Annotated in this window: 19 protein-coding genes and 1 pseudogene; 10 read left to right on the top strand and 10 right to left on the bottom strand. The window is 68.4% G+C overall.

Features of this window, described 5'->3' with window-relative positions; all coding sequences use genetic code 11:
• Positions 1-89: 89 nt before the first annotated feature.
• Entirely contained in the window at positions 90-1,889 is a 1,800-nt protein-coding gene (locus HH310_RS04165; RefSeq protein ID WP_169174030.1) for a phosphoenolpyruvate carboxykinase (GTP), read from the bottom strand.
• Between the two features lie 296 nt (positions 1,890-2,185).
• On the opposite strand from HH310_RS04165, the gene HH310_RS44705 reads away from it, so the two are divergent.
• Genes HH310_RS44705 through HH310_RS04150 form a run of 3 tightly spaced genes read left to right on the top strand, consistent with a single transcriptional unit; the run spans position 2,186 to position 4,079 of the window.
• Entirely contained in the window at positions 2,186-2,935 is a 750-nt protein-coding gene (locus HH310_RS44705) for a sigma-70 family RNA polymerase sigma factor (protein ID WP_169174029.1), read from the top strand.
• A gap of 52 nt (positions 2,936-2,987) precedes the next feature.
• A complete protein-coding gene (locus HH310_RS04155; protein ID WP_312033821.1) occupies positions 2,988-3,521 on the top strand; it encodes a GtrA family protein in 534 nt (177 codons plus the stop codon).
• A gap of 27 nt (positions 3,522-3,548) precedes the next feature.
• Complete coding sequence (locus HH310_RS04150) at positions 3,549-4,079, top strand: GtrA family protein (protein ID WP_169174027.1); 531 nt, start codon at positions 3,549-3,551, stop codon at positions 4,077-4,079.
• Here the strand turns inward: HH310_RS04150 and HH310_RS04145 are convergent.
• From HH310_RS04145 to HH310_RS04135, 3 genes are read right to left on the bottom strand one after another with little or no spacing between them, the layout of a single operon-like run.
• Complete coding sequence (locus HH310_RS04145) at positions 4,069-4,656, bottom strand: PH domain-containing protein (protein ID WP_169174026.1); 588 nt, start codon at positions 4,654-4,656, stop codon at positions 4,069-4,071. The genes HH310_RS04150 and HH310_RS04145 overlap by 11 nt on opposite strands.
• A gap of 4 nt (positions 4,657-4,660) precedes the next feature.
• Positions 4,661-5,515 carry a biotin--[acetyl-CoA-carboxylase] ligase gene (locus HH310_RS04140; RefSeq protein ID WP_169174025.1) on the bottom strand — a complete coding sequence of 285 codons (855 nt, stop codon included), beginning with the start codon at positions 5,513-5,515 and terminating at the stop codon, positions 4,661-4,663.
• A gap of 18 nt (positions 5,516-5,533) precedes the next feature.
• Entirely contained in the window at positions 5,534-6,358 is an 825-nt protein-coding gene (locus tag HH310_RS04135) for a hypothetical protein (protein WP_169174024.1), read from the bottom strand.
• 109 nt (positions 6,359-6,467) lie between these two features.
• On the opposite strand from HH310_RS04135, the gene HH310_RS04130 reads away from it, so the two are divergent.
• Positions 6,468-8,054, top strand: a complete 1,587-nt coding sequence (locus HH310_RS04130; protein WP_312033820.1) for an acyl-CoA carboxylase subunit beta — start codon at positions 6,468-6,470, stop codon at positions 8,052-8,054.
• Positions 8,055-8,577: 523 nt separating this feature from the next.
• Here HH310_RS04130 and HH310_RS04125 read toward each other — a convergent pair.
• The 3 genes and pseudogenes from HH310_RS04125 to HH310_RS45710 form a co-directional block, all read right to left on the bottom strand.
• Complete coding sequence (locus HH310_RS04125; RefSeq protein WP_169174023.1) at positions 8,578-9,240, bottom strand: M50 family metallopeptidase; 663 nt, start codon at positions 9,238-9,240, stop codon at positions 8,578-8,580.
• A 63-nt stretch (positions 9,241-9,303) separates the two neighbouring features.
• Positions 9,304-10,035 carry a M50 family metallopeptidase gene (locus HH310_RS04120; protein ID WP_169174022.1) on the bottom strand — a complete coding sequence of 244 codons (732 nt, stop codon included), beginning with the start codon at positions 10,033-10,035 and terminating at the stop codon, positions 9,304-9,306.
• Between the two features lie 2,022 nt (positions 10,036-12,057).
• Positions 12,058-13,635, bottom strand: a pseudogene (locus HH310_RS45710) (protein kinase); the annotation flags it as partial.
• A 57-nt stretch (positions 13,636-13,692) separates the two neighbouring features.
• Between HH310_RS45710 and HH310_RS04110 the strand changes: the two are divergent.
• The 5 genes from HH310_RS04110 to HH310_RS04090 all read left to right on the top strand — a co-directional run bounded on the left by HH310_RS04110 (position 13,693) and on the right by HH310_RS04090 (position 17,664).
• Entirely contained in the window at positions 13,693-13,935 is a 243-nt protein-coding gene (locus HH310_RS04110; protein ID WP_312033819.1) for an acyl-CoA carboxylase epsilon subunit, read from the top strand.
• Between the two features lie 119 nt (positions 13,936-14,054).
• Positions 14,055-14,483, top strand: coding sequence for a hypothetical protein (locus HH310_RS04105; RefSeq protein WP_169174020.1), 429 nt, complete (start codon positions 14,055-14,057; stop codon positions 14,481-14,483).
• Positions 14,483-15,844: a hypothetical protein gene (locus HH310_RS04100; RefSeq protein WP_169174019.1), complete on the top strand. Its 1,362-nt coding sequence runs from the start codon at positions 14,483-14,485 to the stop codon at positions 15,842-15,844. The genes HH310_RS04105 and HH310_RS04100 overlap by 1 nt, the downstream gene beginning before the upstream one ends.
• Before the next feature lie 32 nt (positions 15,845-15,876).
• Positions 15,877-16,983, top strand: coding sequence for a type VII secretion-associated serine protease mycosin (gene mycP, locus HH310_RS04095; protein WP_169174018.1), 1,107 nt, complete (start codon positions 15,877-15,879; stop codon positions 16,981-16,983).
• 66 nt (positions 16,984-17,049) lie between these two features.
• On the top strand, positions 17,050-17,664 hold the full coding sequence (locus HH310_RS04090; RefSeq protein ID WP_169174017.1) for a nucleoside triphosphate pyrophosphatase: 615 nt from the start codon (positions 17,050-17,052) through the stop codon (positions 17,662-17,664).
• Positions 17,665-18,246: 582 nt separating this feature from the next.
• Here the strand turns inward: HH310_RS04090 and HH310_RS04085 are convergent.
• Positions 18,247-19,002, bottom strand: coding sequence for an ABC transporter permease (locus tag HH310_RS04085; RefSeq protein WP_169174016.1), 756 nt, complete (start codon positions 19,000-19,002; stop codon positions 18,247-18,249).
• Positions 19,003-19,004: 2 nt separating this feature from the next.
• On the bottom strand, positions 19,005-19,949 hold the full coding sequence (locus tag HH310_RS04080; protein WP_169174015.1) for an ATP-binding cassette domain-containing protein: 945 nt from the start codon (positions 19,947-19,949) through the stop codon (positions 19,005-19,007).
• A 101-nt stretch (positions 19,950-20,050) separates the two neighbouring features.
• Here HH310_RS04080 and HH310_RS04075 point away from each other — a divergent pair, with 101 nt between their 5' ends.
• A complete protein-coding gene (locus tag HH310_RS04075; protein ID WP_169174014.1) occupies positions 20,051-21,805 on the top strand; it encodes a biotin carboxylase N-terminal domain-containing protein in 1,755 nt (584 codons plus the stop codon).
• 138 nt (positions 21,806-21,943) lie between these two features.
• Here HH310_RS04075 and HH310_RS04070 read toward each other — a convergent pair whose 3' ends face one another.
• A complete protein-coding gene (locus HH310_RS04070; RefSeq protein WP_169174336.1) occupies positions 21,944-22,441 on the bottom strand; it encodes a GNAT family N-acetyltransferase in 498 nt (165 codons plus the stop codon).
• Positions 22,442-22,694: the final 253 nt, after the last annotated feature.

Raw genomic sequence — 22,694 nt, 5'->3', positions numbered from 1 at the left:
GTTGACGGCGAGGCGTACATCTGGAGGCGCGGGAGAGAGCCGCCTCGCTTCACCACGGGTATGAGCCGAGGCGAAGCGAGGCGAAATGACTACGCCAGGCGTGCTTTGAGCGCGTCCAGCTCGGCCCAGAGCACCGCCGGGAGCTTGTCGCCGAACTTGCTGAACCACTCGGTGACCTGGGGTAACTCGGCCAGCCACTCGCCGTTGTCGACGCGGAGCACGGACTCGATGTCGGCGGCGCTGATGTCCAGGCCGGTCAGGTCGATCGCTCCCGGTGTCGGCACGTGGCCGATCGGGGTCTCGACCGCCTCGCCCTTGCCGTCCAGGCGCTCGATGATCCACTTGAGCACGCGGCTGTTCTCGCCGAAGCCGGGCCAGAGGAAACGGCCGTCGTCGCCGCGCCGGAACCAGTTCACGTAGTAGATCTTCGGCAGTTTGGCGGCGTCGCCGGACGCACCCTTGGCCATGTCGATCCAGTGCTGGAAGTAGTCGCCGGCGTGGTAGCCGATGAACGGCAGCATCGCCATCGGGTCGCGGCGCACCACACCGACCTGGCCGACCGCCGCCGCAGTGGTCTCGGACGAGAGCGTGGCGCCCATGTAGACGCCGTGCACCCAGTCGCGTGCCTCGGTGACCAGCGGAACCGTCGTCTTGCGGCGGCCGCCGAACAGGATCGCGTCGATCGGGACGCCGCGCGGGTCGTGGTACTCGTCGGCGAGGATCGGGCACTGCTCGATCGGCGTGCAGAACCGGCTGTTCGGGTGGCTCGACGGCGACGTCTCCGCCGGGGTCCAGTCTTCGTTCCGCCAGCTCGTCAGATGCGCCGGCGGCTCGCCCATGCCCTCCCACCAGATGTCGCCGTCGTCGGTGCGGGCGACGTTCGTGAAGACCGAGTTGCCCCGGGCCAGCGTGCGCATCGCGTTCGGGTTGGTGTGGTAATCGGTGCCGGGGGCGACGCCGAACAGCCCGAACTCCGGGTTCGTGGCCCAGAGCCGGCCGTCCTCGCCGAACCGCATCCACGCGATGTCGTCGCCGATCGTCTCGACCTTCCAGCCGGGCAGGGTCGGTTCGAGCATCGCGAGGTTGGTCTTGCCGCACGCCGACGGGAACGCCCCGGCGATGTAGCGGACCTCGCCCGCCGGTGAGGTCAGCTTCATGATCAGCATGTGCTCGGCGAGCCAGCCCTCGTCGCGGGCGGCCACGCTGGCGATCCGCAGCGCGTAGCACTTCTTGCCGAGCAGCGAGTTTCCGCCGTACCCGGACCCGAACGACCAGATCTCGCGGGTCTCCGGGAAGTGCGAGATGTACTTCGTCTCGTTGCACGGCCAGGCGACGTCGGCCTGGCCCGGGTCCAGCGGCGCGCCGACCGAGTGCAGGGCCGGGACGAAGTCCGCGTCGGCGCCCATCGCCCGCAGCACCTCGCTGCCCATCCGGGTCATGATGCGCATGCTGGCCACCACGTACGGGCTGTCGGTCAGCTCGACGCCGAACATGGGCTGCGGGGCGTCCAGCGGGCCCATGCAGAACGGGACGACGTACATGGTCCGGCCGCGCATGCAGCCGCGGTAGAGCTCGGTCATGGTCGCCTTCATCTCGGCCGGCGCCATCCAGTTGTTGGTGGGTCCGGCGTCGGACTCGTCGACCGAGCAGATGAAGGTGCGTTCCTCGACGCGGGCCACGTCGCCCGGGTCGGTGTGCGCCCAGAACGAGTTGGGCTTCTTGGCGGGATCGAGCCGGACGAGGGCACCGGACTCGACGAGGGCGTCGGTCATGCCGGCCCACTCGGTCTCGGAACCGTCGCACCAGACGATGCGGTCGGGGGTGGTCAGGGCGGCTACTTCGTCGATCCAGTGGAGCAGTCGAGCGTGGGAGGTCGGGGATGGGGTCATGTGATCTCCTTCGGTCGGCGCTGACCAATGACGCATCAGGCCGTCGGTCACGGCCCTTGGTCACGGGAGTCACATCAGGCTAAGCCCCGGACACGGTGAGTTCATCGGCCTTTCCTGTGGAGAACCGCACAATCCTCGGCGCTGGTGCTCATAGACGTTCGATCCTTCGCCCTACCTCGCAGTTCCGCGCAACATCGGCCGAACGGCCCCCTTACGACACCTTTCGCAAAACGGACTTAAAGCCCTAAACTGAGTGAATCGGGCCTTCCTTCTACTCCCGGCCACAGGAGGCAGGAATGACGACCGATTCGGACACCGCTCTGCTGACCGCAGTGCGAGCGGGCGACTCGGCGGCGTACGGCACGTTGTACGAACGCCACCGGGCGGCCGCGCGCCGGCTCGCCTGGGGGCTGGTGCGCGATCCGGCCGACGTCGACGACCTGGTCGCCGAGACGTTCGCCAAGGTTTTCGCCTCGCTACGAGCCGGCCGCGGTCCCCTGGTCGCCTTCCGGGCGTACCTGCACACGACCATGCGGCACGTCTGCTACCACGGCGCCCGGCGGGACCGCAGGCTCGAGTTCACCGACGACCTGACCCGGTACGACGAGGGTGTGCCGTACAGCGATCCGGCGCTCGACCGGCTGGAACGCACGTACGCCGCGGCCGCGTTCCGGCAGCTCCCGGCGCGCTGGCGGGACGTGCTGTGGCACACCGAGATCGAGGGCAACTCACCCAGCGAGGTGGCCGGGATGCTCGGCATGACGCCGAACGCGGTCGCCGTCCTGGCGCACCGGGCTCGCGAAGGCCTGCGCAGCCTGTATCTCCAGCAGCATGTCGCGGTCGCGGATCATCCGGAGTGCCGCTGGGCCGGGGATCGCCTGGGCGGGCACCTGCGCGGGCGCCTGGCCCCGCGCGACGCCAACCGCATGCGCCTGCACCTGGGCTGGTGCGGCGAGTGCCGGGCGAGACTCGATGAAATCAGCGAGATTGACGGCATTCGTCACCGTCCGCACCGCCAACGTCACCACGCCGGGACCACCGGTTAAGACTCGCGCACGAAAACAGCGGAACGTGACTGCCCCCGGTACTCTCGGGACCGTGCCCGAGATCTCGACGCAGCCGCGCTCCCGCCTGCGGACCAGGCTCGGCGCGCTGGTGCGGGAGCTCGGCAAGTTCGGCACGGTCGGCGGCATCTCGTTCGCGATCGACTTTGTGATCTTCAACGTTCTGTTGCACTCCGGCATGGAGTCGCTGTTCGCCAAGACGATCTCCACGGTGATCGCCACCACGATCGCGTTCGCCGGAAACAGGTTCTGGACGTGGCGGGACCGGGAACACAGCAACATGGCCCGGCAGTACACGGTGTTCTTCGTCCTGAACGCGATCGGACTCGGTATCGGCCTGGCCTGCCTGGCGATCAGCCACTACGGCCTGGGCCGGATCTCGCCGGCGTTCACCAGCGCACTCGCCGACAACATCTCGGGCCTGCTGATCGGCACCGCCTTCGGCACGTTGTTCCGCTTCTGGTCATACCGGCGATTCGTTTTTCCCGCCGCAACGGCGAGTCAACCCACCGAGCTTCGGACGGCCAGTGTGACGTCCCCGTCCTCTCCCGTACGCGACTCGGCGTGATCGCCCATCCTCTCGTAAGGTAGCCCAATGTCCTCAGCTACTCCGCTGACCGCACGGCTGCGCCGTGTCGCCCCCGAAGCCATCGCGTTCGGCATCATCGGCGCCGGAAACACGCTGCTCTACATGGCGATCACCTGGGTTGCCCTGCCGATCGGCGCGGTCAAGGCGAGCGTCATCGCCACGGTCATCACGACCACCCTGGCGTATTTCGCGAACCGCTATTGGACTTACCGTAATCACACGCGCACCGCGTTGCGTCGTGAGTACGTTCTGTTCTTCACCTTCAACCTGATCGGCATGCTGATCCAGTCGGGCGCCATCGCCGTCGGAAAGTACGGCTTCGGCCTGACCGAGGATCGCGACGGGATCGCCTTCATGGGCGTGACCGTGGTCGGCATCCTCGTCGCCACGTTGTTCCGCTTCTGGGCGTACCGCACGTTCGTCTTCCTCAAGCCCGCCGTCGACGGCCACGAGGCCGACCTCGCCGACCTGGACCCGGCGGCCGGCTTCGCCGAGCTGAGCGCCGAGGAAGAGGCGCAGCTGGGCGTCACCCGCTAGCGGGTCGCTTCGCCTTCCGCCGGAAGATGCCGCGCCGCTGCTGCGGCACCTCCGGCTCCTCTTCTTCCTCCTCGTCCTCCTCGGGGTGCCGCAGGCGGTCCTCCTCGATCAGCTCGTAGAGCAGTGACTGCACCTGCTGGGCCCGGGGCACCGAGACGAGCACGGCGGCCTGGTCCCCGATCGAGTCGATGGTCAGCGTCCCGCTCCCGAAGATCCGGTCGAGCGGCGACTGGCTGACCACGTGATCGTTCACCCGGTTCAGCGGAAGGTCCCGGCGCTCACGGGCGATCACGCCGTCCTGCAGCAGGATCCGCTCGTCGGTGAGCACGTAGTGGGTGGACCGCCAGATCGCGAGCGGCACGGCGCCGTACCGGATGCCCTGGTAGAGCATGATCAGCGCGACCACCGCGAACCCGATCCGGCCGCCCTGATTGCCCGGCAGCATCACCCAGGCCACCGCCGTCACGACCACCGCCAGCAGCACGAGCAGACCCGGCCGCAGCACCGTCTTCCAGTGCGGACGCAGGTGGAGGACGACCTCTTCCTCGTCCGCGAGAATCTCGTCCGGAAACGCCACGCGGTCAGCGTACGTGCAGCACGTCACCCGCCGAGACACGATGCGTGAGGCCGTCAGCCGTCCGGACGACCAACTGACCTTGACCGTCCACCTCGGTCGCCTCGCCCTCCAGCGCGCCGCCGCCGGGCAGCAGCACGCGCACCGGGCGGCCGATCGTCGAGCAACGCCGCCGGTACGCCGCGAGCAGGCCGGACATCTCCGCGTCGGCGTCCGCGTCCCGCCAGCCCGCGTACCAGGAGGCGACGCCGCGCAGCAGAGCCCGCAGCAGCGGGTCACGATCGGTCGTCTTCGCGCCGGCGACCCGCAGCGAGGTGGCCGGCACGCCGGTCGTCTCGGGCAGTTCCTCGGCCCGGGTCGACACGTTCACGCCCAAGCCGATCACCACCGCGTCACCGACCGCCTCGGCCAGGATCCCGGCGCATTTGCGGCCGCCCACCAGCAGGTCGTTCGGCCATTTCAGGGCGGCGTCGTCCACCTCGGCCACCCGGTCCACCGCCTCCAGCAGGGCCACCCCGGCCAGCAAGGGCAGCCAGCCGTACGCCCCGGCGGGCACCGCACGCCAGCCGCGTTCCTCGTTCGCGCGGCCCGGGCGCAGCAGAACGCTGACGGCCAGCCCGGCCCGGGGCGGCGACACCCACTGGCGGTCCCGGCGGCCGCGCCCGGCGACCTGTTCCTCGGCGACCACGACGAGGCCCTCGGGCGCACCGGCGCGGGCCTCGGCGGCGGCGTCGGCGTTTGTCGAGCCGGTCTGCGCGCGCACGGCGATGCTGGTCCAGAACCCGTCCGGGGTGACCAGCGCGTGATCGAGCGCCCGCGCGGAGAGCGGCGGGCGATCAAGGTCGGAAAACGGCGAACTCACCCTAGGAGCCTAGTCGGATCATCGTGGCGGATCGGCTGCGTGCCTGCTCACATAGACGCCGTTGCCGTCGACCGAGGCGGCCGGACGCGGTCGTGGGCGGGGCCGGCGACGCGGCTTGTCGTCCCGGCTCGACCATGATCGGGGCAGGTGGGGGCGGTCCGCGGCCGGCACCACCTCCGTCGGCTCGGGGTGCAGATCGAAACCGGTCGAGGGTTCGTACGCCGGTACCGGTGGCAGCCGCTCCACCTGGACCGGCCAGCCGTAGCCGCGCGCCGACGGTTCCCAGCCCGCCGGGTCCGGGTCGCTCGGTGGCGGCGTCCAGTAGTCGCCGGCGGCGCTGGGGGGTTGGTCGTCGCTGTATTGGGGGCGGATCCATCCTTCGGCGCGGTGACCGACGCGGCGGGGTGAGCGGTCCAGCACCGTGGGCGGGTCGGGGTCGTCGTCCAGGAAGTCGATCGGCATGGCGTCCTCGCCGACCGGGATTTCGTCGGCGGTGGGCGGCATTTCGTACTCGGCGGCTGAGATTTCGTATTCGGCGGCCGAGATTTCGTATTCGGCGAACCCGATGGACGCCAAGCCGCCGCGATCGTCCGGGATCGGGGGCTCCGAGCGACGCCGGCGTGGCTCTACTGTGGGGGGTTTGACGGCATTCTGCCTGCGTCGCGGCGTGCCGGCGGGCTGCCGGGCGGCCGTCCGCCGGTCATCCGGCAGCCGGTCGTTCGGCCGCCGACCGCGCCGCCCACGCCGGGTGCCGCCGCCGAAGAGCACCGCGCGGAAGCAGATCAATGTGGCCAGCCCACCGGCGAAAAGGGCGAGCCCGGCCGCGGTCAACCAGTTCGTCACGCCTTCCGTAACGAATGGGGCATTGGGTGCGAAACGCACCCGTAGCGACGCCTGAGGATGCTTCGCACTACGATCATCGCTGACGTCGCCGGAGAGCGTGAGGGACACCGTGACAGCGCAGCAGGACCAGGCCGAGGCCGATATCCACACCACCGCCGGCAAGCTGGCCGACCTGGCCCGGCGCACCGACGAGGCGGTGCACGCCGGGTCCGAGCGAGCCGTCGAGAAGCAGCACTCGCGCGGCAAGAAGACCGCCCGGGAACGCATCGCGATGCTGCTCGACGAGGGGTCCTTCGTCGAGCTGGACGAGCTCGCCCGGCACCGCTCGACCAGCTTCGGACTGGAGAAGAACCGCCCGTACGGCGACGGCGTGGTCACCGGCCACGGAACCGTCGACGGCCGTCAGGTCTGCGTGTTCTCCCAGGACTTCACGGTGTTCGGCGGATCGCTCGGCGAGGTCTTCGGCGAAAAGATCGTCAAGGTGCTCGACCTGGCCATGAAGATCGGCTGCCCGGTCATCGGCATCAACGACTCGGGCGGCGCCCGCATCCAGGAGGGCGTGGTCGCGCTCGGCCTGTACGCCGACATCTTCTTCCGCAACGTGCGGGCCAGCGGCGTCATCCCGCAGATCTCGCTGATCATGGGCCCGAGCGCGGGCGGTGCCGTGTACTCGCCGGCGCTCACCGACTTCACCGTGATGGTCGATCAGACCTCGCACATGTTCATCACCGGCCCGGACGTGATCAAGACGGTGACCGGCGAGGAGGTCGGCTTCGAGGAGCTGGGCGGCGCACGCACCCACAACACCCGCAGCGGCAACGCGCACTACCTGGCGTCCGACGAGGACGACGCGATTGATTACGTACGCGCGTTGCTGACGTACCTGCCTTCGAACAATTTGGACGAACCGACCGTTTTCGACACGGTTTCGGATTTGGCGCCGTCCGACGTTGATCTCGCGCTCGACACGCTGATCCCGGACTCCGCGAACCAGCCGTACGACATCAAAAAGGTTGTCGAAACGGTCGTCGACGACTTCCTCGAGGTGCAGCCGCTCTACGCGCAGAACATCGTGGTCGGCTTCGGGCGTGTCGAGGGCCGCCCGGTCGGCGTGGTCGCCAACCAGCCGATGCACCTGGCCGGCACGCTCGACATCGTGGCCAGCGAGAAGGCCGCGCGTTTCGTCCGCACGTGCGACGCCTTCAACATCCCGGTGGTCACGTTCGTGGACGTGCCCGGCTTCCTGCCCGGCACCTCCCAGGAGTGGGACGGCATCATCCGGCGCGGCGCCAAACTCATTTACGCGTACGCCGAGGCCACGGTCCCGAAGGTCACGGTGATCACGCGCAAGGCGTACGGCGGGGCGTACGACGTGATGGGGTCGAAGCACCTGGGCGCGGACATGAACTTCGCGTGGCCCACCGCGCAAATCGCCGTGATGGGTGCGCAGGGCGCGGTGAACATTCTGTATCGCGGGGAGCTGGCCGGGGCGGACGATCCGGTGGAGAAGCGGGCCGAACTCGTACAGGAGTATGAGGATGCGCTGGCCAACCCGTATATCGCTGCCGAGCGCGGGTACGTGGACGCGGTGATTCAGCCGTCGCAGACGCGGGCGCAGGTGACGCGGGCGTTACGGACGCTGCGTACGAAGAGGGAGACGCTGCCGCCGAAGAAGCACGGGAACATTCCGCTCTAGACGAGTAAGTCCTAGGCCGAGTCGGTGGCCGTAGGCGAGCCGGTGACCGCAGGCGAGCCAGTGATCTGATCACCGTGCAACCACCAGCCCCGCCACCCGTCTCGTATATCCGATATTTCCCGAGATTTGTCGGATGGCTGGGCAGCTGGACAGGCGGGCTCGGCGCGCGGCCGTGCGGCGCGTCCATTCCGTGAGACGGGCGACCGCCTACTGAGACCCGCGCCCACATCATGGACCCACCGTCCGCAATGTGAGACCCGCGTCCATTGTAGAGAATACCTTTGTCACGTAACGCGGCTTTCGCCCGGCAGATTGTTCCGGCCGAATGTGAACCTTGGAGAGTTATGGCTCCTATGTGGGCGCAACTCTCCAAGGTTCACAAAAAATCCACGATGTGACCGCAGTGTCCACATAGCGAGACCGCCCAGCCGCTAACGAATCGCCACAACGCCTCACCACCGGAGCTACACCGTGGCCAGATCACTCACCGCCTACCACCACGGTTAGGACCTACTCGTCTAGGCTAGGGCGTGTGGCGGAGTAACAACACGCCGCCGTAGACCAGGGCAGCCACCGAAAGAAGCCAGAAGAGGGCCACGAAAAACGCCGTCGACAGCCCGGTCCTCACAGCGAGGTTGCCCGTGTCCGGTTCGCCGCCCTGCTTCCAGACGGAGAACAGCTCGGGGATCTGACGGGTACCGCCCATTAGTAGGAACCATATCCAGATATACGCGAAGACCAGCTGGACTTGTTCGGTCGACCGCATCGCGACAACCCAGATCAGGGCGCCGGTTAACGGCACGGCCAAGAAGCCGAACAAGCTGCGCACCATGACCAGCAGCATGGCCATCAGAACGAGCGTCATGAGCAGCACGGAACGCGGCGAAATGTCGTGCACAAGCATCCATGCACCAGCGAAGCCGAAGATCGACGGACCGAGATAGCCGGTCAAGCCAACGGCGAGGATTTGCAGCAGGCTCAGATCCTTCGGCTCCTTAGTGAACGAGGTTCCACCCCCGCCCCGGTCGATGGTGACCTTCTTGACGAACAGGCCGACCAGCGACCCGAACATCGCGTGGCCGCCCTCATGCGCGATCGTGATGGCGTGCGTTGTGAAACGCCACAACGGCACAGCGGCCACGAACGCCACGACTCCGGTGGTCCACGCCATGCCGACATTGGCCATGACCTGAACCTAATTGGATCGTGTCCTAGATCACATCCGCCGACGTTCCGATATATGCGCTTGTCAGCTGGTCGACGGTAGCCACTGGCCGGCCAGCAGGAAGCCGCCGACGACCAGGGCGGCCAGGTTGACGACCAGGAAGACGCCGACCCAGAAGATCGCCGGTACGTGGGTGACGCCGGCGAGCTGGTCGGCGTCGGAGCCGGGCAGACGGCCGCGATTGCGCAGGCTCTGCAGCTCGAAGACGGGCCGGACACCGCCGAACAACAGGAACCAGACACCGGCGTACGCGAAGACGGATTGGACGTGCGGGGAGGCGTACAGGGAAATGATCACCACGACCGCGCCGGTGACCAGGATGGAGAGCACGCCGAACAGGTTCCGGATGTTGATCAGCATGACCAGCAGCAGGAGTACGGCCAGCCACAGCAGCAGGGTGATCCGGTTGCCGCCGAGCAGCCAGGCGCCGAGCACGCCGACCAGGGACGGGGCGATGTAGCCGCCGAGCAGCGTGAGCATCATGCCGATGCCGGTCGGCTTGCCGGACGAGAGCGTGAGGCCGGACGTGTCGAACTCCAGCCGGATGCCGCGCAACCGGCGGCCGGTGATCAGGGCGAAGAACGCGTGGCCGCCCTCGTGCGCGATGGTCACCGCGTTGCGCGCGACCCGCCACACCGGACGGAACGCCACCGCGAGCAGACCGGCGAGCGCGGTGAGCAGCACCAGCAGGCCGGGCGGGTCCGGCTGGGCGCCGAACAGTTTGTCCCAGAGGTCCGTCACACCGTCGATCGACACAGCGCGGAACTGTATCCGATCACCCTGTGCGCAGCCCTATTTGGGCTGGAAACCCTGATATATGGCCTGGAGGTCGGCGTTCGCGGCGTTCCAGTCGTCGGGCGAGGTGTACCACTTCAGGGTGTACGCCCTCTTGCTGTCCACCCGGATGTTGCGGGCGACGACGTGCTGCGGGTTACCGGTGCCCGTGGTGTAGAGGAACTCCCAGTCGGCAACCGAGTCGTAGGTGCGCCAGGTGACCGGCTTGATGCCGAGATTGGTGTAGTTGGCGTAGTCGCCGCGGCGCGAGGCCTCCTGCTGCTGCGAGTCTTTCAGCGCGTCCGGCGCGGGTTTGCCGCTCCGGCCGACGATCAGCAGCCGGTTGTCCCACCGGAACCGCAGCTCGCCGGGGCTCTCGCCGTTTTGCTGGGTGGCGTTATTCGGCAGCGGGAGGAGCAGGCCGGGGGTGCCGTCGCTCGGCCCGATGGTGCGCACCGACCAACCGGCGGGCAGGACCGGGGCGGTGGTGGCGGCAGGCTTGCTGGGCTGGGCGGACGGCGGGTTCGGCTCGGAGGCCTGGCTGGACTGGCCGTTCGGCGTCTTGTTCTGGTTCTGGCCCGTCGTGGCCGGGGCGGGCGTTAGGGCGGCCTTCTTGTCGTCGCCGCCGACCGCCTGCACGATCAGGGTGATCAGCAGGATCAGCACCACGAGGAGGACGCCGGCGCCGATGGCGGCCTGGCGGTACGTGAGCCGGGTGCCGAAGACCGTGATGCCCGGGGAGGAGCGGACCTCCATCGGACGCCACGCCGGGCGGGCCGCCGGGCGGCCGGGCATCGAGCCGGCCGAGACCAGTTCGTCGGGTTCCGGCTGGGGGGCCGGGGCATAGGCCTTCGCCTTTTGGCGGGCGGGCTTCGCCTTCGGGGCCGGGCGCGCGAGGGGGAAGGCCAGTTGAGGGCTCTGGTCGTCGCCGCCCTCGGCCGCTGGTTCGTTGCGGGCGGTCTTCTTGGACGGCGGGAGGACGGTCGTCGCGTCGGCGGGCTTCGTCTTCGCCGCGGGCGTGTCGTTCTTGGCCGGGGTCGTTGGCTTCGCTTTGGTGGGCGGGAGCACGGACGTGGCGTCGGCCGGTTTCGCCTGAGACGGCGGGAGGACCGAGGTCGCGTCGGCGTTGGCGACCTTTGATGCGGCCGGTTTCGTGTCGGCGGGCTTCGGCTCGGTCTTGGCACCGGCGGCCGACTCTGGCGACGTGGTCTCGGCGGGCGTTGACTCGGCGGCCGTGGTCTCTGCCGGCGTCGTCTTGGACTCGGTCACGGCGGCGAGCTTCGAATCGGGCGCTGTGGTCTCGGTGAGCTTGTCTGGCGACGTGGCCGTGGCAGGCTCCGACTCGGCCGCTGTGGTGTCAGCGAGTTTCGACTCGGCGGCTGGCTTCGACTCCGCTGCTGTGGTCTCAGCGAGCTTCGACTCGGCCGCTGTTGCCTCGGCCAACTTCGACTCGGCCGCTGTTGCCTCGGCCAACTTCGACTCGGCCGCAGTTGCCTCGGCCAGCTTGGAGTCCGCCGACGTGGCCTTGACGGGCGCCGACTCAGCCGCCGCAGTCGCAGCGAGCTCTGACCCGGACGCGTCGGTCTCGGCGACCTTCGAGGCTGCTGCTTCGGTCTCGGTCAGCTTTGAGCCCGCCGACGTGGCGTTGACGGAATCCGACCCGGCCGCAGTCTCGGCGCGCTCTGAGTCGGCCGCTGTGGTCTCAGCGAGCTTCGACTCTGCGGACTTGGGCGCGGTGGGCTTTGACTCAGCCGGTGCCGTCTCGGACGACGCTGTCTCGGCGGGCTTTAGCGCGGTCGGCTTGGTCGCGGCGGGTGTCGTCTGGGTTGGCGTCGTCTCCGCGAGCTTCGTCTCCGCGAGCTTCGTCTCCGCGGGCTTCGTCTCCGGGAGCTTCGGCTCGGCGGGCTGAGCCTTTGCGGGCTTCGCCTCGGCGGGCTTTGACTGGGCGGGCTTTGACTGGGCGGGCTCTGTCGCTGTGGGGCGGGGCTCGGCGGGGCGCTGCCTCGGTTTTGTCGGCGGGAGCACGGACGTGGCGTCGGCCGGCCTCGCCTGCGCCGGCGGGAGCACCGAGGTGGCGTCGGCGGGCGCCTGCTTGGGCCTGGACGGCGGGAGCACCGACGTGGCGTCGGCCGGCTTCGCCTTCGGCTGCAGGACGGTGGTCGCGTCGGCGGGGGGCTTCGGCGCTTGCGGCTCGGGCTCCGGCTTGCGGATCAGGGCGGTCGCCTCGGCAAGGGACCGTTCGTGCTCGGGGGCGGCCTGCTTGCGGCGCGCGGCGGCGACGTCGGCCGCGGTGAAGGAACCCACCTCGCCTCGACGCGTGCGGGCGAGACCGGTGCTCGGGGCGGGATCGGTCCGTCCCTGCTCCGGGGCCGGGGACTGGGCTGGTGCGGGTGTGGCGCTGCCCCGTCGCGTACCAAATCTCGGGTTTTGATCGTCTCGGATTGGTGGGCCGTCGACGCGGGTGGCATCGAGGCGTGGCGGTTCGACCTTCGGGCCGTCGACGCGGGTCGGCTTGTCGCTGCCGACCGGAGCCTTGCCCGGGACATAGACCGGCGGCCGGCTCTGGCCGACCGCCGGACGGCCCCCAGGAACAGCCGTGGAACCGGGCGGGCTGGCCGGGCGCGCCGGAGCAACCGGCGGACGGGGACCGGGCACCACCGGCGAGGAGCCTGTGGGCGAAGTCACACCCGGCAGAGCGGGCCGCTCGCGCCCGACACCCGGCCGGCGCATGGTCGGGCTCATCGGGAAGGCCAGCTTGGACCGACGCCCGGAGGCGCGGAGCAGCAGGCGCTCGGCCTCCTCGGCGCTGATGCGGTGCGCCGGGTCCTTGCGGAGCAGGCCGTTGAGCACCGGCTTGAGCGAGCCGGCGTTGCGCGCGGGCGGCGGGTTCTCGGTGGCCAAGGCGGCCAGCGTGGCGATCGCCGACGGCCGGGCGAACGGCGAGGCGCCCTCGACCGCGGCGTACAGCGTGGCGCCGAGCGACCAGAGGTCGGCGGCCGGACCGGCGGTGCCGTCGCGGGCGCGCTCCGGAGCGATGTACGCGGGAGAGCCCAGCACCAGGCCGGTGCGCGTCACGTTCGGGTCGCCGGGCACGGTGGCCAGGCCGAAGTCGGTGAGCACGACCCGGCCGTCGGCGCCGATCAGCACGTTGCCCGGCTTCACGTCGCGGTGCACCACGCCGGCCCGGTGCGCCGCACGCAGCGCGCCCAGCACCCCCAGGCCGATCTCGGCGGTCCGGACCGGGTTGAACGGGCCGTCGGCGGCGAGGGTGTCCTGCAGGGAGCGGGACGGCACGTACTCCATGACGATCCACGGGTCGGCATCCGTCCGCAGGACGTCGAAGACGCGAACCACGTTGACGTTGTTGAGCCGGGCGATCGCGCGCGCCTCGCGCAGCGACCGCTCGCGCATCTCCTGCCGCTCGGCGGGCGTGAGCCCCGGCGGCGGAACGAGCTCTTTGATGGCGACTTCGCGATGAAGCACGACGTCCGTCGCCCGCCAGACACGACCCATCCCGCCCTGACCGAGCGGCGCAACGAGCCGGTACCGATCAGCGACGACGAGCGGGGGAGAAGATGACATCACGGAGAAAATACCCGAGCTTGTCGAGCCACAGCGAATCGATCAGCCGAGTGTGGGATGCGTGTCACCGGATCTTGCATACCCCTGTCGTACGCTCGGTCAATGAATACGGAACCGCTGGTCAGAGTAGTACAGGGCAACCCGGCTATTGACGAGCTGGCTGCCTTGGTCGCGGTGGTTGCGGCACGATCGGCCAGGGTGGATGAAAAATCAAGCGGGACGCAGGTCTCAGCTTGGACACGATCCGCGCGGCCGTCCACGACACCAGCCTCGTGGCGGACTTCCTTGCTCCCCCGGTAGCGACTGTCCACAGGCGGCTCGCACGGCCCGCGCGGCTGGCACGGAACGACTACGCTCGTCAATGCTTCAGCCGGCCCGTGTCAATCCTTCGGTCGGCTCGTGCTTGCCGAGGGGGCGAGATGATTCCGGAGGACGATCGCGGCCCGGCGTGGCTGCACGACTACGGCTTCACGGATTTCAGCCAGATCGAGGCGGACATCCAGGCGATGGAAAACTTCGCCCGGAAGCTGGCGGCGAGCGTCCACGACAACTACGCCCCGCACCTCCAGACGGTGACGACCGCGATGTCGACCCGCATCCCCGAGCCGCCCCTCGCGTTCGTCGAGCTCCGGTCGTTCCTCGTCGCCCACAACGAGATCCAGAACGTGTCCCACCAGAACGTCTATAACTTCGCGAACGGGACACAGGGGTTCGCGACCGCAGCCTCGGACATCAGCCGGCAGTACGAGGGTTCCGATGCGCTCGCCCATGCGCGGGTACGCGACGTGGACTCGGCGCTGGACCGGGTCGGCATTCCGGCCTCCACCCCCACGGGGGTCGATTTCTGATGCTGATCGCGGACGGCGGTGGCGGCACGGCGTGGAGCGCGATGTCGATGGACGACATGCAGCGCCTGATCCAGAACCCCGACATCGAGAAGCACTACGACCTGGTCGGTGGCTGGCAGAAGTCGGCCGAGCTGGTGAACTCGCACCTCTTCCAGGTCCAGAGCTATCGGGACAACCTCGCCGCGGTGTGGCCACCGAAGCAGAGCCCGGCGTCCGAGGCGTATCTGACCCGCCTGGACGAGCTGATCGGGCATCTCACGGAGACGTACAACGCGGCTTTGGCCAACCACGACGCCCTGGCCGCGGCGACCCTCTCGCTGAGCCTGGCCCAGCACGACGTCCAGAAGCTGTACGACGAGTACCAGGCGAACCAGGGGCTGCTGCAGGCTTTCGAGACCAGGAAGCAGGAGGCGGCCGCCTCCCCAACCCCGCACCCCACCCCAAGCCCAAGCGGCGAGCAGCCACCGGTGGCGCCGGGCCGGCAGGAGCAGCTGAGGCAGAGGGCGGCGGCGCTGCTGGGCGGTGTGAGCACGGATCTGGCCCAGGCCCAGATGAGCCTGGTCCGCCCAAGGCCATACGAGCCAGCCAACAAGATCGAGGAAGAACGGAGGCCAAACGACGGTTCCACGTTTATCGCGCCGCTGATTCCCCCGTTCACGTCGACAGCTGAAGGCGAACACAGTTCGACACCACAATCCACCAAGGCGTCACCCACATTTCCAACGTCCGGCGGTTTGCAACAGTCCGAGACCGTGCCGGGCGTCGCAGCACCTTCCCCCGCTAATAGCTCGCAGCCCGGACTTGTCCTAGGCGGGGCAAACGCCCCGGCAGTCATTCCTCCGCTGACGGCCATTCCCCCGGTTTCGTCAACGACACCAAGCGTCCTGCCCCCGGGAGTCATAAATCCCATCACTGGACCGGGCGCAACCCGACCCGGGAGGGGCACTACACCACCCGGTCCCGGCACCGTCCCGCCCAGTGAAGGCGCGCTGCCCGGCGACAGCGCCGTCCGACCGTCCCCTATGCCGCCAGGGGGCATCATCGGTGCAGCCCCTGGCATAGGGCTAAGCCAGCCGGGAGGCGCTCGCCCCGGCCTTCGCCGCGTGAATCCCACAGGCGGCGTTATCGGCGAGCCTTGGCAAGGCTCCACGGGCAGCCGCACTACTGCCGCCCATAGTTCGGGCGGTTTTACGGCGGCGTATGGGCAACCTGGGAGACCTCTCTCTAGTCGCGCCGGCGAGGTCATGGATACCCATTGGGATCCAAATAACCCATGGCAAACTGCCGAAGGCGTTGATCCTGTTGTCCTACCGGCGCGGGAACAGAGAGTCGACCCAGGCCCAGCTATCGGGCTCAGCTAACCATGGTTTCGCGATTTAGCGCGGCTGTAAGCGTGATTGCAATTGCAGCCTCCCTAGTCATTCCAGCGAAAACGGCCCATGCAGATAGCTTTCGAGCCGATCAGTGGTACCTCAAAACTCTAAGAATCACCCAGGCCCACACAATTACCAAAGGTGCTGGCGTTAAGGTTGCCGTCATCGATACTGGCGTTTATCCTCATCCAGACGTTAGGCGAAACCTTCTCGCCGGCACCGACCTTGTGTCTGGGAATAACCGGGATGGCCGCATAGACGACGACGGCCATGGAACCAACATGGCAAGTATCATCGCGGCCCATGGCAGGGGCAGAAGCGACGGCGTTCTTGGGATCGCTCCATCGGCCAGGATCCTCCCGGTCAAAATCACAAACCGCGGGAACAGCATGCCAGCAAAGACGATGGCCGCCGGCGTGCGGTGGGCTTCTGAGCATGGTGCGACAGTAATTAACGTATCGGCTGAAACGGGTCCGGCATTCGAGCTCGCCGATGCTATCCAAGCCGCCGTTACTGGTAACATCGTCGTGGTTGCTGGAGTCGGGAACACTAGCAAGCAAGCAATTATTGCGTATCCGGCGGCGATCGATGGAGTCCTGGTAGTAGGTTCCGTAAATCGGGCTGACGAAAGTGCATCATTCTCGATCCACAGCCCAAAGGTGCAAATATGTGCACCCGGAGTCGATATCACAACTGCTGACAAGACCGGAGAATACGTCGACATAGATGGTACGTCGGCATCTACCGCAGTCGTTTCTGGAGCCGCCGCGCTTTTGCGTGCCAGATTTCCTGACCTTCCAGCCAACGAGATCGTTCATCGCCTGGTAGCGACGGCTGACGATGTTGGACCACCCGGCCGTGACGATGAATGCGGATTTGGGGTGGTCAACGTCATGAAAGCCCTCACCACAGACGTTCCGCCATTGGCCGGCTCTGCCGCCAGCCCCGCCGTCGTGCCAGCCAAAAGTTCGTCTGGAGCTGCAACTACCTCTCCGATCACGGCGTTCACCCCGCAGGGCGAGGCTGACGACGACAGCACGGCCGTTCTGCTTGGGGGGCTTGGTGGGGTCGGGCTCGCGCTTGGGGCGCTCGCGTTTTTCTCGCTGCGCCGGCGGCGGAACTTCTAGGCACGAAGGCGGCCAAACGGGCTTGTCTGGGCCTTCGGCACCCCCGCGGCTTGTAGCCTCAACAGCGTGCAGAACGACATCGCGTACCGGTTGATCCTTGCCTCGGCCAGCCCGGCCCGCCGGGGGCTGCTCGAAGCGGCCGGCATTGACGCTGAGGTCATGGTCAGTGGGGTGGATGAGTCCGTCGTCGACGCTGAGGACGCGTACACGCTGTGTCTTGCCCTGGCCCGCATGAAAGCTCGCACCATCGCCGCCCAACTGAACGCCGATCCTGGCGTGGTGGTTCTGGGGTGTGACTCGGTGCTGGCGTTCGAGGGTGAGGTGTTCGGGAAGCCGGCGAATGCCGAGGAGGCCACGAAGCGGTGGGCGCGGATGCGGGGGCGTTCCGGCGTGCTGCACACCGGTCACCACGTCACCAGCCTCACCACCGGGCGGCAGGCCGAAGGGGTCGGCGCGACCGTGGTGCACTTCGCGGACATCAGCGATGAGGAGATCGAGGCCTACGTCGCTACCGATGAGCCGCTCAACGTGGCGGGGGCGTTCACGCTGGACGGGCGCGGGGCCGCCTTCGTCGATCGGATCGAAGGCGACCCCGGCAACGTCATCGGGCTGTCGCTGCCGCTGCTGCGGAAGCTGCTCGCGGAGATGGACATTCCGATCACGGCGCTCTGGCGAAAGTAACGAAAAGCGCCGGAGCACACCCTCTGCCCCGGAGAATCCGAAGCTTGATCAGAACACGACCACGGCCGCACGCGCGGGTTGACTCCCAGAATGTGGGACTCCCGCCCGTTGAGCGGGACTGGCGTCCACATCGTGGGCACAAGCTCGCAATGTGGGACCGTGCTCCATTGTGGACCATGTTTTCATCCTGATATACGGCTTTTATCCCTGGCGCTTTCCGCCCGCGAGTCAGATCTTGGCGACTTAGGGTCGAAATATGGGCGTAACTCTCCAAGGTCGCCGAAATCCCACGATTCGCACGCCCAATCTCAGATAGCGAGACAACCCGGCCGCCGCCGCCAGCACGGCACCAAGGCACCAAGGCAACACGGCACCAAGGCACCAAGGCACCAAGGCACCAAGGCACCAAGGCACCAAGGCACCAAGGCACCAAGGCACCAAGGCACCAATGATCGGGCCGCTGCAGCACACCCTCGACCCCGACTTGGGGGCGCACGGCGTTGCCCGCGCGCACACGACGAACGGGCCAACCCGTTGCGGTCGGGCAGCTCTCGATCGACGAAATCGGCTTGGGCGTGCCGCCTACCGGACGCTCCGCGCGAACTCACGCGCCGCCCACAGGACCGCCAGCACGGCCAGCACGGCCATGATCAGTAGGCCCTGCCAGACGTCCGGCGAGCCCAGGTCACCGCGGAACAACGCGCGCGTCCCGTTCACCGCCCAGGAGAACGGGTTCCAGTTCGCCACTCCCTGCAGCCACCCGGGGGCGAACGTGAGCGGCAGCAGGATCCCGGACAGCAGCAGCACCGGCTGGGCCACCGTGTTCATTAGTGGCGCCAGCGCGTCCTCGCTCTTGACCACCAGCGCCACCCCGTAGCTGAGCGCCGAGGTCATCAGCGAGATCAGGGCGAGCATCAGGTACGCCAGTAGCAGGTTGCCGAGGTAGACGCTCAGGCCGAACAGCAACGCCAGCAGCGTGATGATCACGGCTTGGGCGATCAGCGAGACCACGTCCCGCAGGGAGCGACCGAGCAGCAGGGCCAGGCGGCTCACCGGGGTGACCCGGGAGCGCTCGATGACCCCGGCACGCAGCTCCGCGATCAGGCCGAAGCCCTGGAACAGGCCGCCGAAGATGGCGAGCAGGACCAGCAGGCCGGGGACGAAGATCTGGTACGCCTCGGCGTTGGAATTCACCTGCAGGGCCGGCTTGAGCAGGGGTGCGAAGAGCAGCAGGTACATGACCGGCTGGAAGACCCCGACGAGGATCCAGACCGGGTTGCGCAACAGCAGCATCATCTGCCGCTGGAAGATCAGTGAGGTGTCGCGTGCCAGCTTCATGGTCAGCTCTCCCGCAACGATCGGCCGGTCTTGGTCAGGAACACGTCGTCGAGACTCGGGCGGTGCAGTTCGATGGTGCCGAGTGGCACCCCGGCGGCGTCCAGGGCGCGCAGGATCTGCGGAATCGCGGTGGCGCCGTCGTCCACGTTGAGCCGCACACCGTCCTCGAACGCCTCGATCTTGTAGCCGTTCAACGCTTCGAAAGCCGCGGCGACCGCGTCGACGGGCAGTCCGACGCGTACGACATCGCCGGAAATTTCGCGTTTCAGCGAGGCGGGCGTACCGGAGGCGACGATCTCCCCGTGGTCCATGATGGAGATGCGGTCGCACAAAGCGTCGGCCTCGTCCAGGTAGTGGGTCGTGATGAAGACGGTCATGCCCTCCGCGCGCAGCCGGCGAATCTCGTCCCACATGTGTGCCCGGCTCTGCGGATCGAGGCCGGTGGTCGGCTCGTCCAGGAACACCACCTTAGGCTCGTGGATGATGCCGAGCGCGATATCCACACGGCGGCGTTGTCCACCGGAGTACGTCTTGCACTTGCGGTCCGCGTACTCACTGAGCTGGAATCCGTCGAGCACCTCCTGGGCGCGCACCAGCGCCGCGGCTTTCGACCGGCCATAGAGCCGGGCCTGCAGCACGAGCTCTTCCCGCGCGGTGGAGTCGTCCCAGGTGCTGCCGCCCTGCGCGACGTAGCCGATGCGGCGCCGCACCTCGCCGGGGTTGCGACGCAGGTCGACGCCCGCGATGGTGGCGGTGCCGTCGTCCGGCTCGATGAGCGTGGCCAGCATCCGCAGCGTGGTGGTCTTGCCGGCGCCGTTCGGGCCCAGGAATCCGAAGATCTCGCCCGCGGCGACGTCCAGGTCGACACCGCGTACGGCCTCGACGGTCTTTTTCTCGCGCCCCTGGCGCGACATGAACGACTTGCGTAACCCGCGAGTCTCTATCATGCAGCGAAGACTACGTTGCGCAGCAGAGACAGAAGTGCCGCACGATCGGCCCGATCCGCAGCCAGCGTGAGACCGCCGGAAGCGGAGGATAGGCTCAGCCGGTGCGCAAGATATTGATCGCGAACCGTGGTGAGATCGCCGTCCGGGTCATCCGGGCCTGCCAGGACGCCGGCCTGGCCAGCGTCGCCGTCTATGCCGACAGCGACCGGGACACCCCGCACGCCCGGCTGGCCGGCGAGGCGTACGCGCTGGGTGGGGAGACCGCGGCCGAGACATATCTGCGCATCGACAAGCTCTTGGACGTCGCCGCCCGCAGCGGCGCCGACGCCGTGCACCCCGGCTACGGCTTCCTCTCCGAGAACGCCGACTTCGCGCAGGCGGTGCTCGACGCCGGCCTGACCTGGATCGGCCCCACCCCGCAGGCGATCCGCGACCTGGGCGACAAGGTGACCGCGCGGCACATCGCCCAGCGGGTCGGCGCACCGCTGGTCCCGGGCACGGCCGAGCCGGTCGCGGAGGCCGGCGAGATCATCGCGTTCGCCCGGGAGCACGGCCTGCCGGTGGCCATCAAGGCGGCGTTCGGGGGTGGCGGCCGCGGGCTCAAGGTGGCGCGCACGCTCGAGGAGATCCCGGCGCTGTTCGAGAGCGCGACCCGGGAGGCGGTGGCCGCGTTCGGGCGGGGCGAGTGCTTCGTCGAGCGCTATCTCGACCGTCCCCGCCACGTCGAGGCCCAGGTCCTGGCCGACACCCACGGCAACGTGCTTGTGGTGGGCACCCGTGACTGTTCATTGCAGCGCCGCCACCAGAAGCTGGTCGAGGAGGCGCCGGCGCCGTTCCTCAGCGACGAGCAGCGCGCGTCCATCCACGAAAGCGCGAAGGCGATCTGCCGCGAAGCGGGCTACCACGGCGCGGGCACCGTCGAATACCTGGTCGGCCAGGACGGCACGATCTCGTTCCTCGAGGTCAACACCCGTCTGCAGGTCGAGCACCCGGTGAGCGAGGAGACGGCGGGCATCGATCTGGTGCGCGAGCAGTTCCGCATCGCGGCCGGTTCTCCGCTGGCGATCACCGAGGACCCGGCACCCCGGGGCCACGCGATCGAGTTCCGTCTCAACGGCGAGGACCCTGGCCGCAACTTCCTGCCCGCGCCGGGTGCGGTGACCGCGGTGAGCTGGCCGATGGGCCCGGGCGTGCGGGTGGACGCCGGCGTCGAGCAGGGCAGCGTGATCGGCGGCAACTTCGACTCCCTGCTCGCGAAGATCATCGTGACCGGCGAGTCCCGGGACGAGGCGCTGGAACGGGCGCGGCGGGTGCTCGACGAGACGACGATCGAGGGCATCGCGACGGTGCTGCCGTTCCATCGTGCGGTGGTGCGCGATCCGGCGTTCACGGCCGCGCCGTTCGCGGTGCACACCCGCTGGATCGAGACGGAGTGGGCGGGCGGGGTGCCGCCCTTCACGGCGCCCGCGGCCGCGCCCGCCGACCAGCCGGAACGAGAGACCGTCGTGGTCGAGGTGGGCGGCAAGCGCCTGGAGGTGAGCCTCCCCAAAACCCTGCTTGCCGGTACGCCGGTGCCCGGCACCCCCCGCCCGTCAGCTCGCCGGTCCGGTGGTGCGGCGTCGGCCGCGACCGGGGCCGGGAGCGCGGCCGCCCTGACCGCCCCGATGCAGGGGACGATCGTGAAGGTCGCGGTGGCCGACGGCGATTCGGTGCAGGAAGGCGACGTGATCGTCGTGATCGAGGCGATGAAGATGGAGCAGCCCCTGCAGGCACACAAATCGGGCGTGGTGTCCGGCCTGTCCGTCGAGGTCGGCGGCACGGTGACCGCGGGCGCGGCGATCTGCACGATCGACTGACGCCGGCCGTTCAGGCACCGGGCGGCGCCGTCCCGCCGGCCGAGAAGCCGGTCGGCGGCGCCGTCCGGCCGGCCGAGAAGCCGGTCGGCGGCGCTGTCCGGCCGGCCGGGAAGCCGACCGGAGACTCAGCCGCCGACGCTATCCAGTAGCGGACACCGGCAGCCAGTAGCGCAGCTTCTCGTCCAAGCGGTCGATAAAGACTCCGCCGTTCGTCTCGATGACCCGGCGGGACGGCTCATTGAGCACGTCGCACGTGATCAACGCCCGGAACAGCCCCACCTCCGCGGCCCACGGACGGGCCGCGGCGAGCATCGCGGTGGCGTGTCCCTTTCGGCGGGCCGACGGGCGTACGTCGTATCCGATGTGGCCGTTTCGTTCGCCGATCCCCCGGGGCGCGAGCCGGTGCCGAATCGTCACCCGGCCCAGATACTCGTCGCCGTCCACCCACCACAGCGTCGTCGTCGGCACGAACGTCGAGGGCCGTGGCGTGTCCTCGAACGCCTGCAGGCGTACGGAATCCACAAAGTGCCTGAATTCAGCGGCGTCTGCCCATTTATCGCCGAAAATCCGGATGTCGCGCCCCACGTTGGTCTGATCGGAGGGCGCGCCACGACCTTCGGCGACGTACTCGTCCATCGCCGCGAGGAAGGACGGTTGGATCCGGGGCACCGGCAGGATCAGCGAAGCGGGCACGGCCCAGCAGACTACGCCCGCTCGGAGGAGTCAGGCCGGGCCGTCGGTACGGGACCTACCGACGGCCCGCCACCGGGACACCGAGAACGGGGGACCCGGCGTCTCCGGCGAGTCTCACGGTACGCCCGAGGCCTGAGTGTCCAAAACCGGCCAGGTTCGAGTCCGTACCGTGTCAGTTGTCACCCACTACAGGGCG

Source organism: Actinoplanes sp. TBRC 11911, from assembly GCF_012933445.1.
Lineage (GTDB): Bacteria > Actinomycetota > Actinomycetes > Mycobacteriales > Micromonosporaceae > Actinoplanes.
The sequence above is the reverse complement of the archived record's forward strand: the minus strand, read 5'-3'. Positions and strand labels throughout refer to the sequence as shown.

Bases quoted from the DNA above. Each gene is read 5' to 3' on its own strand.
- HH310_RS44705 (WP_169174029.1), top strand. From the start codon at position 2,186: ATGACGACCGATTCGGACACCGCTCTGCTGACCGCAGTGCGAGCGGGC.
- HH310_RS04070 (WP_169174336.1), bottom strand. From the start codon at position 22,441: ATGGACGAGTACGTCGCCGAAGGTCGTGGCGCGCCCTCCGATCAGACC.
- HH310_RS04150 (WP_169174027.1), top strand. From the start codon at position 3,549: ATGTCCTCAGCTACTCCGCTGACCGCACGGCTGCGCCGTGTCGCCCCC.
- HH310_RS04110 (WP_312033819.1), top strand. From the start codon at position 13,693: ATGCGTGTCACCGGATCTTGCATACCCCTGTCGTACGCTCGGTCAATG.
- HH310_RS04080 (WP_169174015.1), bottom strand. From the start codon at position 19,949: ATGATAGAGACTCGCGGGTTACGCAAGTCGTTCATGTCGCGCCAGGGG.
- HH310_RS04085 (WP_169174016.1), bottom strand. From the start codon at position 19,002: ATGAAGCTGGCACGCGACACCTCACTGATCTTCCAGCGGCAGATGATG.
- HH310_RS04125 (WP_169174023.1), bottom strand. From the start codon at position 9,240: ATGGCCAATGTCGGCATGGCGTGGACCACCGGAGTCGTGGCGTTCGTG.
- HH310_RS04100 (WP_169174019.1), top strand. From the start codon at position 14,483: ATGCTGATCGCGGACGGCGGTGGCGGCACGGCGTGGAGCGCGATGTCG.
- HH310_RS04105 (WP_169174020.1), top strand. From the start codon at position 14,055: ATGATTCCGGAGGACGATCGCGGCCCGGCGTGGCTGCACGACTACGGC.
- HH310_RS04165 (WP_169174030.1), bottom strand. From the start codon at position 1,889: ATGACCCCATCCCCGACCTCCCACGCTCGACTGCTCCACTGGATCGAC.